The sequence below is a fragment of the Rhodococcus sp. H29-C3 genome (assembly GCF_030063405.1).
GTDB lineage: Bacteria > Actinomycetota > Actinomycetes > Mycobacteriales > Mycobacteriaceae > Rhodococcoides.
Genome location: NZ_JASITC010000002.1, coordinates 467314 through 480790 on the forward strand (window position 1 = coordinate 467314; position 13477 = coordinate 480790).

General features: G+C 63.6%; 12 protein-coding genes. 10 read left to right on the forward strand and 2 right to left on the reverse strand.

Going from position 1 to position 13477, the window contains the following annotated elements:
- Positions 1–88 precede the first annotated feature (88 nt).
- The 7 genes from QMK32_RS06305 (at position 89) to QMK32_RS06335 (ending at position 8708) form a co-directional block, all read left to right on the forward strand.
- Positions 89–2152 (forward strand): putative bifunctional diguanylate cyclase/phosphodiesterase, encoded by a 2064-nt coding sequence (locus QMK32_RS06305; protein WP_283473741.1) that lies wholly within the window; start codon positions 89–91, stop codon positions 2150–2152.
- Between the two features lie 47 nt (positions 2153–2199).
- Positions 2200–2613, forward strand: coding sequence for a TIGR03668 family PPOX class F420-dependent oxidoreductase (locus tag QMK32_RS06310; RefSeq protein ID WP_283473743.1), 414 nt, complete (start codon positions 2200–2202; stop codon positions 2611–2613).
- Positions 2614–2813: 200 nt separating this feature from the next.
- On the forward strand, positions 2814–6053 hold the full coding sequence (gene lysX / locus QMK32_RS06315) for a bifunctional lysylphosphatidylglycerol synthetase/lysine--tRNA ligase LysX (RefSeq protein WP_502943547.1): 3240 nt from the start codon (positions 2814–2816) through the stop codon (positions 6051–6053).
- A 13-nt stretch (positions 6054–6066) separates the two neighbouring features.
- Entirely contained in the window at positions 6067–6936 is an 870-nt protein-coding gene (locus tag QMK32_RS06320; protein WP_283473745.1) for an alpha/beta fold hydrolase, read from the forward strand.
- A gap of 98 nt (positions 6937–7034) precedes the next feature.
- A complete protein-coding gene (locus QMK32_RS06325; protein ID WP_283473747.1) occupies positions 7035–8042 on the forward strand; it encodes a beta-ketoacyl-ACP synthase III in 1008 nt (335 codons plus the stop codon).
- A 76-nt stretch (positions 8043–8118) separates the two neighbouring features.
- Positions 8119–8523 (forward strand): PPOX class F420-dependent oxidoreductase, encoded by a 405-nt coding sequence (locus QMK32_RS06330; protein WP_283473749.1) that lies wholly within the window; start codon positions 8119–8121, stop codon positions 8521–8523.
- 2 nt (positions 8524–8525) lie between these two features.
- Entirely contained in the window at positions 8526–8708 is a 183-nt protein-coding gene (locus QMK32_RS06335; protein ID WP_084348221.1) for a hypothetical protein, read from the forward strand.
- On the opposite strand, the gene QMK32_RS06340 is transcribed toward QMK32_RS06335, so the two are convergent.
- Complete coding sequence (locus QMK32_RS06340) at positions 8692–9954, reverse strand: MFS transporter (protein WP_283473751.1); 1263 nt, start codon at positions 9952–9954, stop codon at positions 8692–8694. The genes QMK32_RS06335 and QMK32_RS06340 overlap by 17 nt on opposite strands.
- Positions 9955–10037: 83 nt before the next feature.
- Here QMK32_RS06340 and QMK32_RS06345 point away from each other — a divergent pair, with 83 nt between their 5' ends.
- The 3 genes from QMK32_RS06345 (at position 10038) to QMK32_RS06355 (ending at position 13184) form a co-directional block, all read left to right on the forward strand.
- Positions 10038–10940: a LysR family transcriptional regulator gene (locus tag QMK32_RS06345; protein ID WP_283473752.1), complete on the forward strand. Its 903-nt coding sequence runs from the start codon at positions 10038–10040 to the stop codon at positions 10938–10940.
- A 39-nt stretch (positions 10941–10979) separates the two neighbouring features.
- Positions 10980–11606 carry a histidine phosphatase family protein gene (locus tag QMK32_RS06350; RefSeq protein WP_283473753.1) on the forward strand — a complete coding sequence of 209 codons (627 nt, stop codon included), beginning with the start codon at positions 10980–10982 and terminating at the stop codon, positions 11604–11606.
- A gap of 87 nt (positions 11607–11693) precedes the next feature.
- Positions 11694–13184: a phage infection protein gene (locus QMK32_RS06355; RefSeq protein WP_283473754.1), complete on the forward strand. Its 1491-nt coding sequence runs from the start codon at positions 11694–11696 to the stop codon at positions 13182–13184.
- On the opposite strand, the gene QMK32_RS06360 is transcribed toward QMK32_RS06355, so the two are convergent.
- Entirely contained in the window at positions 13167–13463 is a 297-nt protein-coding gene (locus QMK32_RS06360; RefSeq protein WP_283473756.1) for a putative quinol monooxygenase, read from the reverse strand. The two genes, QMK32_RS06355 and QMK32_RS06360, sit on opposite strands and share 18 nt — an antisense overlap.
- Positions 13464–13477 lie beyond the last annotated feature (14 nt).

Sequence of the window (13477 nt, forward strand, 5' to 3'; positions counted from 1 at the left end):
CCTGTTTCTAGCGCGAAAGCAAACTTTCGGGCTATTCTTGCGCGTGGCCGACCGGTCACAGGGGGGGAGTATGAACCGAGATCCCTCCATGCCCCGACCACGAATCGAAGATCCGCATTCGGCGCCACGTGACGCGCTGGATGCGATCCCCGAAGCCCTCCTGCTTGTCGACGCCTCCCTTGTCATCACCTACGCCAACCCTGCCGCTGCGCAACTGCTGGGTACGACGCTCGATCGCCTCCTCGGACGCGAACTCGAAGCGTGGTTCAACGAAGCCGCTCGGGCAGAATTCCTTGCCAAGTGCACCCTCCCCGGCTGGTCCGGCGTGGTCGAAGATTTCTCGTACGCACTGCAGAAGTGGCTGTCGTACAAGGTCAACCCAGGCTCGGGTGGCTACGCAATCTGGGCCCTGGATGTCACGACCGAGCGGCTCGGCGACGGTCGAAGCGAATGGACCGACGAGCTCGCCCAAACCATGCTCGACGCAGTCCCCGCTGGGACCGTTGTACTCGACACCATCGGCACCATTGTGCTGGTCAACCAACAGTGGGATCAGTTCTGGGGCAGTTGGCCGGGTGGTTCTCGCTACGTTCCGGGCGAAAACTACTTCGATATGTGGCGCACTGAGGCCGAGTCCGGAAATCAGGACGCCGCGATCGTCCTGACCGGACTCCAGGGACTCGTGGCCAGTGACTCGGCGATGCATACCTTCGACTTCCGATGGTCCACACTCGAAAACAACTACTGGTACCGAATGCGTGCCGCGCTGCTCGCCGACGGAAACGGCCTCTACATCACCCACACCGACATCACCGCTCTTACGGCGGAGCTGGGTGAGGCTTCGCGGCAGGACCCGCTGACCGGCCTGGCCAGCCGCGACGAGATCGAAACGCTGTTGCGCGTCGAACTTCAGCGGCGTACCACCGACAACGAGGTCAGCGTCCTACTCGTCGACATCGACGGTTTCAAAGAGTTCAACGACGCGCTCGGACCCACACAGGGTGACGAACTGCTCCGCCTCGTCGCACACCGCATCGAGGCGTCGACGCGCCCCACTGACACCCTAGGCCGACTCACCGGTGACGAGTTCGTGGTCATCGCCCGCGGATGTCAATCCATCGCGGCACGCGCACTTGCCGCCGGGTTCGTCAGCGTGCTGGAGCCGTCGTTCGAGCTCGGCACCCGCCAGCTGACCATCACTGCCAGTGTGGGCGTAGCCACCTCCGATGCGGAGAACACCGACCCGGTTCAACTCATTCACGACGCAACCACGGCGATGCACGCAGCCAAATCGCTCGGACGCAGCAGCCACCAGGTGTTCTCGACCGACCTGCGCGACAGCAACCGCACTCGGTTGGAAATTCTCGAACGCTTGCGCGGGGTGGCCATGGCCGAACACGAACTGGAGATGCTCTACCAGCCCATCGTCGAAGTGTCTTCCGGCATCGTCATCGGCGCCGAAGCACTCATTCGATGGAATCATCCCGAACTGGGTCTACTGATGCCCGACACCTTCATCCCCCTCGCCGAAGACGCCGGCCTCATCATCCCGCTCAGCAACTGGATTCTCAACGAGGTCGGCCGTACCATCGCCAGCTGGCAACATCGCGGTATCGCGGCGCAGATCGGCATCAACGTCAGCCCACTGCACTTCGCCGCAGGAACACTGGCCACCGACGTCATCGACGTCATCGACTCACTCGGCATCGAGCCCGGACGCGTCGTGCTCGAATTGGCAGAATCGAAATCGTTGCACAACGTCGACGCCGTGCAGTATCAACTACTCGACGTGCGCCGACACGGCGTTCTCGTCGCGATCGACGACTTCGGCTCCGGCTTCTCCTCGCTCGAACGCCTCGCAACCCTTCCCGTCGACATCCTCAAGATCGACAAATCACTCACCCAGCACCTCGACAGCAAGAACCTTCAGCGCAGGCGGGCCATCTCCGCGCTGTGCAAAGCTGTCGTCGACGTCTCGCACGACCTCGGCAAGGACACTGTTGTCGAAGGTATCGAAACGCCAGAACAAATGGCTTCCTGCACTGACATGGGAGTCACCTTCGGACAAGGCCACCTTCTCGGTCATCCGATGACAGCCGTCCAGCTCGAGAAAGTTCTGTTCCAGGATGGCGCACACAGCGCCTCTGCATGACAGAGCCCCAGCTTCTTACGCACCCCGGATCGAGGAAGGAATCAACCGTGAAGATCGCCGACGACACCATCAGATTCTCCGCCGCCCACCGAGCGATCCTGTCGACGATCAATCCCGACGGCACACCACATCTCGTGCCTGTCGTCTTCGCCGTCGTCGACGATCGCATCGTCACCGCCGTCGACTGGAAGCCGAAATCCACCCGTGAACTCCAGCGACTGGCCAACATCCGCGCCGACCCGGCTGTCGGCCTCATCGTCGACAATTACGAGGACGAGTGGGACAACCTGTGGTGGGTTCGCGCCAGCGGATCCGCCCGTGTCGTCGACGCTCACTCCGACGAGGGCAGAGCCGCAATCGACGCCCTCGTGGAGAAGTACGACCAATACGCTTCCGCGCGCCCGGAGGGGCCGGCAATCATCGTCGAAAAGTTGAGCTGGCGGTCCTGGAAAGCCTCCTAACCAGCACCCTGTAGGCCCACGACTGTCGAATGATCCCCCCTGAACCTGCTGTCGGCGTTACCGTTGCCCCTGAGTAGTTGGGTAGTTGGCAACGCTGACGGCAGGAGTGGGCATTGACGAGCACATCGGTGTCACCGGAGAAGTCCGCCCGCGCGGAGGAGAAGCCCGCGCGGGCCTTTGCGCCACCCGAACACGGCCGGCTGGCGCAGGTTCCACACATCGCTGGGCTGATTCTCGGCACTTTCGCTGTGCTGGTGTTTCTGTGGAGTATCTCCCCGGCGCTGCGAGAGGCCGTACGGGTACCGCGAGAGTACGTGGACAACTTCTACATCGATGCCCCGGACACCTCACTGGCGTGGGCGCTCGTAGTCGGTCTCACGGCGGCAGCATTGGCAAGCCGTAAGCGCATCGCCTGGTGGTTCCTGACGCTCTATCTCGTACTCTTCGCACTTACCGATCTCGCCGAGGGAATCCAGGAAAAGAACGCCAACGCCTGGGTCGCCCTCGGCGTTCATGTCGTCATCATCGGCATTCTGCTGGCAGCGCGCAAGGAGTTCTACACCCGAGTACGACGCGGCGCGGTGTGGAAGGCACTCGGTGTTCTGGTGCTGGGCGCGATCATCGGCACCCTGCTCGGATGGGCTCTGGTCGCATTGTTCCCCGGGACACTGCCGGAGAACGAGACGTTCCTGTGGGCCTTCAACCGCGTCACGGCATTGGCGACGGTCGACAACGAGCAGTTCAGTGGTTACCCACACGGTTTCGTCAATACTTTGCTCGGCCTGTTCGGCGCACTCGCCTTGCTCGCAGCCGTCGTCACCCTGTTCCGGTCCCAGCGCTCGACCAACGCGCTGACGGGTAGCGACGAGTCGGCACTGCGCGGCCTCCTCGACAAATGGGGTGCGGAGGACTCTCTCGGCTATTTCGCCACCCGCCGTGACAAGGGTGTCGTGTTCGCCCCGAGCGGTAAGGCTGCGATCACGTATCGCGTCGAGGTCGGGGTGTGCCTTGCCAGCGGCGATCCGATCGGCAATCCCGAGGCATGGCCGCACGCCATCGAAGCGTGGCTCGAGTTGGCCGCAAAGTACGGGTGGTCGCCCGCAGTGATGGGGGCCAGCGAAATCGGTGCGACGGCGTACAAACGGGCCGGCCTGAACGTCCTCGAACTCGGCGACGAGGCCATCCTGTACACCAAGACGTTCAACCTCAACGGCCGCGAGATGCGTCCGGTCCGCCAAGCCGTCACACGTGCACGCAAGGCCGGCGTGACGGTGGAAATACGTCGTCACCGCAACATTCCTGCACCCGAGATGGCCGAGATCATCGACTGCGCCGACACGTGGCGCGACACCGAGACCGAGCGCGGATTCTCCATGGCGCTGGGCCGCCTAGGCGATCCGCTCGACGGCGAATGCATGCTGGTTCAAGCCAGACAGGGTGAAAAAACCGTCGGAATTCTGTCGTTGGCGCCGTGGGGGCGCACTGGCGTGTCGCTGGATCTGATGCGACGCGATCCCCAGTCCCCCAACGGAGTGATCGAACTTTTGGTCACCGAATTGGCGACCGGTGCAGATCAATTCGGTGTCAGCAAGATTTCTTTGAACTTTGCGGTGTTCCGAGCCGTATTCGAGGAAGGCAGTCGAATCGGTGCTGGGCCGGTCCTGCGGATCTGGCGTTCGATGCTCGTGTTCTTCTCGCGGTGGTGGCAGCTCGAAGCGCTGTACCGCTCGAATCTGAAGTATCAACCCGACTGGGAGCCGCGCTATCTCTGCTTCGCCGACAGTCGCGTACTACCGAAGGTCGGCATCGCATCTGCCATTGCCGAGGGCTTTCTGACGCTGCCGAGTTTCCGACGCGCACGCAAACACACCGGTAGCCACGTAGCTGTGCCTGCAGCTCTCGCCGACAGTACCGATATCCACAGTGACGGAAGCGGACCGGAAAATGTAGCGGAGGAGGACGAGCAGCCGCAGGGGCCGCGGCGCCCCGACCAGGTTCGCGTCCGGATCTCCAAGCTCGAGCGCCTCGAGAGCGAAGGCACCGAGGGCTACCCCGTCGCGCATCCGCCGACGCATTCGGTCGCCGAGGCATTGGCGGCCCCTCGAGGGACGACGGTTCGGATTGCCGGTCGTCTACTGCGAATTCGCGACTACGGCGGGGTCGCCTTCGCGATCGTGCGGGACTGGACCGACGACATCCAGGTGTTGTTCGACCGGGCGCGCGTCGGGGACAAGCTGGACGTATTCGATGCCGACTTCGACCTGGGCGATCTGATCGAGGTCAGCGGAGTAATCGGACGAAGCAACAAGGGCGAGTTCTCACTGCTGGCCGGCGACTGGCGGATGAATGCCAAATGCCTGCACCCGCTGCCGGACAAGTGGAAGGGCCTCAAGGACCCGGAGTCTCGGGTGCGCCAACGCTACGTCGATCTTGCGATCAACCGCAGCACAAGGGATTTGATGATCGCTCGCAGCAACGTCGTCAAATCGATGCGAGACTCACTGTCCGGCCGCGGATACATGGAGGTGGAGACGCCGATCCTGCAGCAGGTTCACGGCGGAGCGAACGCGGCGCCGTTTGTCACGCACATCAACGCCTACAACCTCGATCTGTATCTGCGGATCGCACCCGAGTTGTACTTGAAGCGGTTGTGCGTCGGCGGGATGGACAAGGTGTTCGAGATCGGCCGAGTGTTCCGCAACGAAGGCGCCGACTTCAAGCACAACCCGGAGTTCACCATCCTCGAGGCGTACGAAGCACACAGTGACTACGAGCAGGCGATGGTGTTGTGCCGCGAGCTCATTCAGCAGGCCGCTATCGCCGCGCACGGTCGCGAAATCGTCCTCCGACCCGACGGCCCGAACGGCGAGATGATCGAAATCGACATCTCCGGTGAATGGCCCGTCAAAACACTGCATGGGGCCGTCGCGGAGAAGCTCGGCGTCCCGGTCGCCCCCGACACCTCGCTCGCCGAACTTCGCAGACTCTGCGAGGAGAACGACGTTCCCTACGAAAAGAATTGGGATGCAGGCGCCGTCGCACAGGGGATGTACGAGCATCTGGTCGAGGACTACACCGAGTTCCCCACCTTCTACACAGACTTCCCGACGTCGATGTCGCCGTTGACCCGTCCGCATCGATCGATTCCGGGTGTTGCCGAGAAGTGGGATCTCGTCGCGTGGGGTGTCGAACTGGGCACGGCGTACAGCGAGCTCACCGACCCCGTCGATCAGCGTCGCCGACTGACCGAACAATCCCTTCTGGCGGCGGGTGGTGACGAGGAAGCGATGTCGCTCGACGAAGACTTCCTGCAGGCACTCGAGTACGGCATGCCGCCGACAGGCGGTCTCGGCATGGGTGTCGATCGCGTCGTCATGTTGATCACCGGTGGCAGCATCCGCGAGACCTTGGCCTTCCCCCTTGCGAAGCCGCGACAGTAACGAAAAAAATGGAATGTTTCACATGAAACAATCGCCTCCCGGCAGGTTCGTCGTAGTCGACGAGCTGCGCACTCACGTCCTGGTGACCGGTGGTGGTCCGACGATCGTCCTGTGCGGCGGACTCGGAGGCAATTGGTTCGACTGGGACGACGTGGCCGCGATCCTGTCGGCATTTCACACCGTCGTCGTGTTCGATCGACCCGGGTTCGGGCTCAGCGAACCGTTTCCGCACGGCCACACCCCCACCGTCGAGGCCGAGGCAGCTCGCATCTTCAGCATTCTCGACGCCCTCGAGCTGCCAGACCCGGCCGTGGTCGTCGGGCACTCGATTGCGGGGTTCTACGCAGAGGCGTTCGCTCGGCTGTACCCGTCACGCACCGCGGGAATGCTGCTGCTCGACTCGAGCGCGGAGCGCGATCCGCGGCATCTGATTCCGAGGCGCTGTCGTATTTCGGCGGCATACGCTCTCTCGAGGACCCTGACGACACTCGGACTGCAGCGACTGCTCGGAACGACGGTCCGACGCATTCTCAATCAGTCCATCCCTCCCGACGGCATTCCCATCGAGACCTACGACTGGATTGCACAGATTTATCGGACGCCGTCGTACCTCGAGGCGGCGCTGGTGGAGGACTTCGTCTACCCGGATATGGCACTCGAACTCAACCGAATCAGGCGCACCCATCCGACACCGGATGTGCCTGCGACCGTCGTCGCCGCCCATACCGGCCGTCCGACACCGTGGGGACGCCACTGGATCGCCAAGCAACGACGATTGGCGCACTATCTCGGCGCCGAATTCACGGTCGTCACGAACGCCCATCATCACGCGATGATCGACCAGCCCGCCGAGGTGGCAAGCCTGATCGCCGAACTGGTGTGACGCACCGAACTCCGCGCACGTAACGTGTCCTCTCGAGCCCGTAGCCCAAGACCCGATCCACAGTTCGGCGATGGCGCGGTAGCACGAGAGGAACACAGATGGGTGCATCGATCAGCACAACTTCCGGCCGGCAGTCCAAGCTTCTCGGCTTGGGTGTCCACCGCCCCGAGCGGGTGGTGACCAACGCCGAAATCTGCGAAACCATCGACTCGAGCGACGAGTGGATTCAGACGCGGACGGGCATCAAGAATCGTCGCTTCACCAAGCCCGAAGAAAACGTCGTCTTCATGTCCATCGAGGCCGGCAAGAAGGCTCTCGCGGCAAGCGGCGTCTCGGCCGAGGACATCGATACCGTCATCGTCGCGACATCGACGCACCTCGAGCAGACCCCGCAGGCTGCCGCCAAGGTTGCGCACGCCCTGGGCACCAAGGGCCCTGCCGCATTCGACATCGGCGCCGGCTGCGCAGGATTCTGCTACGCCCTCGCCGTCGCGTCCGATCTGGTCAAGGCCGGAACCGCCAAGTACGTCCTCGTCATCGGCGCCGAGCAGCTGAGTGAGACCACCGACCCCTACGACCGCACGACGCGATTCATCTTCGCCGACGGCGCGGGCGCGGTAGTCGTCGGCCAGAGTGACGAGACCGAGATCGGGCCTGCCGTCTGGGGCTCCGACGGCTCACAGGCGGACGCGATCTACCAGACCATCGACTGGTACGACTACATCACCACAGAGGGTGCCGAGCGTCCCTGGATCAGGATGAACGGCATCTCGGTCTTCCGCTGGGCCGCGTTCGAGATGGGCAAGGCGGCACAAAAGGTGATCGACGCCGCGGGCATCAAGACCGAGGAACTGCACGCGTTCATCCCGCATCAGGCCAACAGCCGGATCACCGAACTGCTCGCCAAGAGCCTGCACCTCGGCGACGACACTGTCGTCGCCAACGATATCGAGGAGACCGGTAACACCTCGGCCGCGTCGATTCCGCTGGCGATGGAGGAATTGCTGCGCACCAACAAGGCCAAGGCGGGCGACACCGCCCTGCTCCTCGCCTTCGGAGCTGGCTTGTCCTACGCCGGGCAGGTCGTCAAGCTCCCCACCCTGTAGTTCCTCTCTTCCAGCAGTTCTTCTCTTCCGGCCGAGACCGACCTCGTTCGTTCTCGGCCGGAAGTAGAGTGGCGTCATGCCGAAACCACCGCTGCCGCCAGAGGCCATCGAGCTACTGAAGAAGCCGAACCCCGCAGTCATGGCGGTGGTACGAGCAGATGGCACACCCATCACCGCCCCCACCTGGTACCTGTGGGAGGACGGCCGGATCGTCCTGAACTTCGAGGCCGGCCGTAAGCGCCTCGAGCACATCCGCGGCAACCCCCGGGTGTCGATCTCGGTGCTCGACGAGGCCAGCTGGTACACCCACATCACCATTCACGGCACCATCACGCTGGCGGACGATCCGGATCTGGTCGACATCGACCGCATCTCGACCCACTACACCGGTGACAAGTACCCGGTGCGCGACCAGCCGCGGGTCACCGGCCATCTCTCGGTCGACGCCTATGTCGGCTGGGGCAGCATGAAGACCGACTAGTCGTGCTGTCCACTCCCGTCGCGATCACCATCGGCTCAGTCTGCATCGGATTCGTCCTGTTCGTCTCGGCGGCCGCCGGAGCTCAGCAGAAATGGGATCGCCGAGGGGTCATCGCAATGTTGATACTGGCGATTTGTTGCCTGAGCGTCGTCCCGCTCACGGTCGCCCTCAGCGCTGCGGTGTGACCTGAGGCGTCGGGGCCGCGAGCGTGGTTTTCAGTCGTGTGCCCTGTAGCAATGCCCATCCACCGGCGGTCGCGATCAGACCGATGACGAACAGCGCCATCGCGGTCCAGCCGTACATCTGAAATACCACTCCGCCGAGCCAGCCGAGAACGCTGGATCCGCCGTAGTAGAAGAGGTTGTACAGCGACGTCGCCTGCGTCCGTCCGACCACCGCACGCTGACCCGTCCATCCCGACGCGATGGCGTGGGCGGCAAAGAATCCGATGGTCAGCACGACCAGTCCGGTCAGGATGACGATCAGGTTGGTGCTGATGGTCAGTGCGACACCGGCGGCCATGGTGGCTGTCGAACCCGCGAGGACGACGCCTCTGCCGTGACGGACCGCCAGTTGTCCGGCAATGCGCGAGGACACCGTTCCGCTGAGATACGCCACGAAGATGAGGCTGATGAGCGACTGAGGGAGCCCGAACGGGCCGGCCTCGAGCCGGAAGCCCAGGTAGTTGTAGATGGCGACGAATCCGCCCATGAGCAGGAAGCCTTGGCCGTACAGGGTCAGCATGCCGGGCTCGCGGAGGTTGGCCCATAAGCGTCGCGGCAGTGAGGGGCCGTCGCGGGAGACGGTGGGAGATCTGCGCGGAGTCGGTGCCAGCCACACGAAAAGGGCGGCCGCTACCGCTGCGAGAACCGACACCGTCAAGGTACCGACGCGCCAGTTGGTGTACTCCGCGACAGGTCCGGCGACGATCCGACCCAGCAGACCGCCCATGGAGGTACCGGAGACGTACGTCGCTGCGGCGAGCGCGGTGTGTTTGCCGTGCACTTCCTCGCTCAGGTAGGCGATGGCAATCGCGGGGAGTCCACCGAGGGCTGCACCTTCGAGGAAGCGAATCGACAGCAGCATCGGTAGCGACGAAGACAGCGGAACCATCAGTCCCAGAATCGTTGCGGCGATCACCGAGATCGTCATCGCGCGGACTCGTCCGATCCGATCGGCGACCACCGACCAGGGCAGGACCGCAGCGGCTACACCGACCGTGGCCGATCCGACCGCAAGAGAGGACTGCGACGGCGTGATGTCGAGGCCGGCCGCGATGAGCGGAAGAATGCCCTGCACCGAGTAGAGCTGCGCGAACGTCGCGATACCCGCGAACAGCAAGGCCGCAACCAGCCGCTTGTATTCACGCGACCCGCGAGGATGGCCCTCCCAGAGGAGGTCAGCGTCCGCATCGGTCGTCGATGAACTCATTTTCTCGACGCTATCGTTGCGGTGTACATGCGTCCAATGCATATGCACCCGGCAATCCATACTTACGCGATATCATTGCAAAGGTGCGCGAGGAATCGAAAGAACTACTCCCCCTCATCCCGACGCTCGTTGCCGTCGCGGAAACCGAGCACATCACCGAAGCTGCCCACCTGCTCGGGATCCCCCAGCCGACCGTCAGCCGACAGATCGCCCGGGCAACAGCAATCCTCGGGGTTGCGGTCGTCGAACGTCGCGGACGCGGCATCGCGATGACTGCCGCGGGCCGAATCCTGATTCCCTATTTGCAACGCGCCCTGGTCGATCTCGAGGCCGGTCTCGACGCGATGAGCGAGCACGACGCGAAGGCCCGCGGCCGAATTTCCATCGCGTTCCAGAACACGCTCGGCGAGGACATCGTGCCGGCACTGATCAAGGCCTTCGGGACCGGTCACCCGGCCGTGACATTCGATCTCGATCAGGGTGCCCGCTCGCGCTGCCTCGACCGCCTCGACGACGGCTCCGCCGACCTCGCCTTCGTCTCGCTCAGTACCGAGCACACCGACGCCAATTCCTTCCAGCTCTACGACGAACGACTGGTCCTGGTCGTACCCACCGGACATCGCCTGGCCGGTCGCCGCGGCGTGCACGTCATCGACACTGCCGAGGAGCGCTATATCGCCATGGGCCACGGGTTCGGCATGCGGTCCATCTGCGAAGGCCTGTGGGCCGAGGCAGGCATGTCCCCGCACATTGGGTTCGAAGGACAGGACATCCACACCATCCGCGGACTGGTCGGAGCCGGTCTGGGCGTAAGTATTCTTCCCAAAATTCGCGGGCCACGATACGAGACCGTGGAAGTACCCCTGGCCGATCCGACTGCCCGGCGACGCATCGGCATGGTCTGGTCCGAGCGCATACCGGCGAGCCACGTGCAGGCCTTCCGTGCAATGACGATCCGCAACGGCCGCAGTCTCGTGGTCAGGTAGGCACGGTGGTCAAGTAGGCACGGTGGTTAAGTAGGGACGGTGCAGCTCATACTGGTTCGCCATGCGCTCCCGCAGCGCTCCGAAGACACCGCCGATCCCCCACTTGCCGAACTCGGCCACGAACAGGCCGCCCGCATCCCTGCCGCGCTGGCCCGGTTCGCGGTTGCCAGGACCGTCTCGAGCACTCAACTCCGCGCCCGGCAGACCGGCTCGGTCTTGGCCGCCGAGCTGGGGTCGACGCTGGAGTCCGACGAGCGCCTCACCGAATACGACCGAGATTTCGGCGGCTACGTTCCGATCGAACTTGCGCGCACCGAGTTCCGCGATGCATTCGACCGGATCAAGGCCGGACACCTACCAGAGGAGGTCGACGAGGACGCGTTTCGTACGCGAGTACTCGTCGGCATCGACGCAGCGGTCTCGGGAGTCGAACACACCGACACGGTGGTGGTGTTCGCCCACGGCGGTGTCATCAACATCCTGCTCCAGGACATCCTGCAGACCCCCACGGTGCTCGGATTCCCGATCGACTACTGTTCGATCACTCGAATCCTGTACTCCCGCAACGGCAGTCGATCGGTCGCAGCGGTAAACGAGACGCAACACGTGTGGGATTTGCTGCCCCGCAACAGAGACCGATCCGCCAACTCCACAGAGAGCTCTTAAAGTGCCTGCTCAGAGCGGCGTTTCAGTCCACATCAGGGCTTCTCGTGGTCATGGTGCCGTCAGTGGCCGGTTAGCCTCGAAAGCACTATGGGTAAATTTCGAATCCTCCGGCAACCGACCGCCGCCCTCGTCGCTCTCGCCTTTCCGCTGGTAGCGGCCGGAGCGTTCGCGCTCGGTGCGGGCTACGACCTGAGCCCCGAAAACACGGCGCCGGCCACCGCGGACACGGCAGCGGGTACACCCAGCGCCTCCGCCGGCGATCCCCTGGCCACATCGAGGAAGAGCCTGCAGCAAGCAGGCTTACCCATCAGCTTCCTGTCCGGGGGCGTATCCCAGCTGACCGATGGCGGTAAGCAGCTCAACGACGGCGTCGTGATCCTCGCCGACGGAATAACCCAAGCTCATGACGGCACGATTCAGCTCGCCGACGGATTCGTCCAATACCGTGACGGCATCGGGCAACTCGGTGACGGTGCATCCCAGATCAGTGGCGGAGTCGATCAGCTCGTCGATCAGCTCGCCGGCTTCGGTGCTCAGCAGGGTGAGTTCACGGCGAAGCTCGAAGCCACTGCACAACAAATCGACAGCTTCCCGCACCCCGGATCCGACGCCATCTCCGGCCAGATTCGCTCGGTGATCGACACCCTGAACACCCAGGGATTCGGCCCATCGACGCTCGATCAGCTGCAGACCCTCAAAGGCGGTGCACGCCAGCTGTCCGGTGAGCTGAACGATCCATCCGGCCAGTTCCTGACCGCTACCGGTCAGCTCGGCGACGCTACCGTCCAACTTCGAGACGGACTGGGCCAGCTCGACGACGGCGGCGGACAACTCCGAGCCGGAACCGACCAGTTGGTGACCGCCGTCGGCCCGGTCTCCGGAATCGTCAGCGGTATCGCGACCAACGTCCAAGAAGCAACCGCCGGGCTCCCGACGGCCAAGGAGCTGAGCGCGGGCTCACCTGCACCTTCTTCAGGGACCGAGGTGACGCAGGCAGCCGCGTCGAGCACGCCGATGGCGCCGTATCTGGTTGCAGCACTGGTGGCGGTCGGTGCTATCGGCGCGGTGAGCCTGGTACGGGTTCTGAGCCGCGATTCCCGCTTCCGCTGGATTGCGGCCGCGGTCGCCGTCTTCGCCGTCGGGGTGTGTGCAGCATTGGCGTTCGCGTTCACCGCACCCGACACGGGGATCGGTGCCCTACTGGGAGCGGGTCTGTTCCTCGTCGCTTCCGCGGCCGCCTATTTAGGCGCTGCCGGCGCAATCCAACGCCTGCTCGGCAACGTCGTCGGCCAAGCGGTCAACGTCGGCTTGCTACTCGTCCAGGTCGTGGTGTGCGGAGCTGCCTATGCGAGTAGTGCCTCGATCTGGGGGCACCTGTCGGCGTTCATGCCGATGAGTTACACCGCTGCGGGCGCGCGTGAGATCGGATACGGGCAGATGACCTCGACAGGCTGGCTGGCAATCGGTCTGACCGTCGTTCTCCTCGCTGTCTCCGGGATCGTCTTTAGAACTCTCGATACCGAACCCGGCGACAGCGAAGCGAACGAATCAGGCGGAAAACTACCCGACTACGCGTAGCGGGTGAATGGACGGTGCACTGGCGAGGTGGGCACCGAACTCGCCCAGTGCCTTCTGCAGGTGGGGTGTCTGCATGTGCGCGTCGAGGTCCTCTTGCGATCCCCACACCTCGATGGTGACGAAAGTGCCCGGCTCGGAAGCTGACTCGAACAGTTCATAGGAGACGTTTCCGCTCTCCTTCGCCGACTCTTCGGCCAGCGTTGCCAGACCTGTTCGTATGGCATCGACCGACTCCGGCTTGGCGGTGATGGTGGCGACAACCTTCAGCTCATTGGGCATACTGCGTCCTCTCG

What these genes read in the sequence shown, in the direction of transcription:
- QMK32_RS06355 (WP_283473754.1), top strand. Translation starts at nt 11,694, where the DNA reads ATGGGTAAATTTCGAATCCTCCGGCAACCGACCGCCGCCCTCGTCGCT.
- QMK32_RS06305 (WP_283473741.1), top strand. Translation starts at nt 89, where the DNA reads ATGCCCCGACCACGAATCGAAGATCCGCATTCGGCGCCACGTGACGCG.
- QMK32_RS06330 (WP_283473749.1), top strand. Translation starts at nt 8,119, where the DNA reads ATGCCGAAACCACCGCTGCCGCCAGAGGCCATCGAGCTACTGAAGAAG.
- QMK32_RS06340 (WP_283473751.1), bottom strand. Translation starts at nt 9,954, where the DNA reads ATGAGTTCATCGACGACCGATGCGGACGCTGACCTCCTCTGGGAGGGC.
- QMK32_RS06360 (WP_283473756.1), bottom strand. Translation starts at nt 13,463, where the DNA reads ATGCCCAATGAGCTGAAGGTTGTCGCCACCATCACCGCCAAGCCGGAG.
- QMK32_RS06325 (WP_283473747.1), top strand. Translation starts at nt 7,035, where the DNA reads ATGGGTGCATCGATCAGCACAACTTCCGGCCGGCAGTCCAAGCTTCTC.
- QMK32_RS06320 (WP_283473745.1), top strand. Translation starts at nt 6,067, where the DNA reads ATGTTTCACATGAAACAATCGCCTCCCGGCAGGTTCGTCGTAGTCGAC.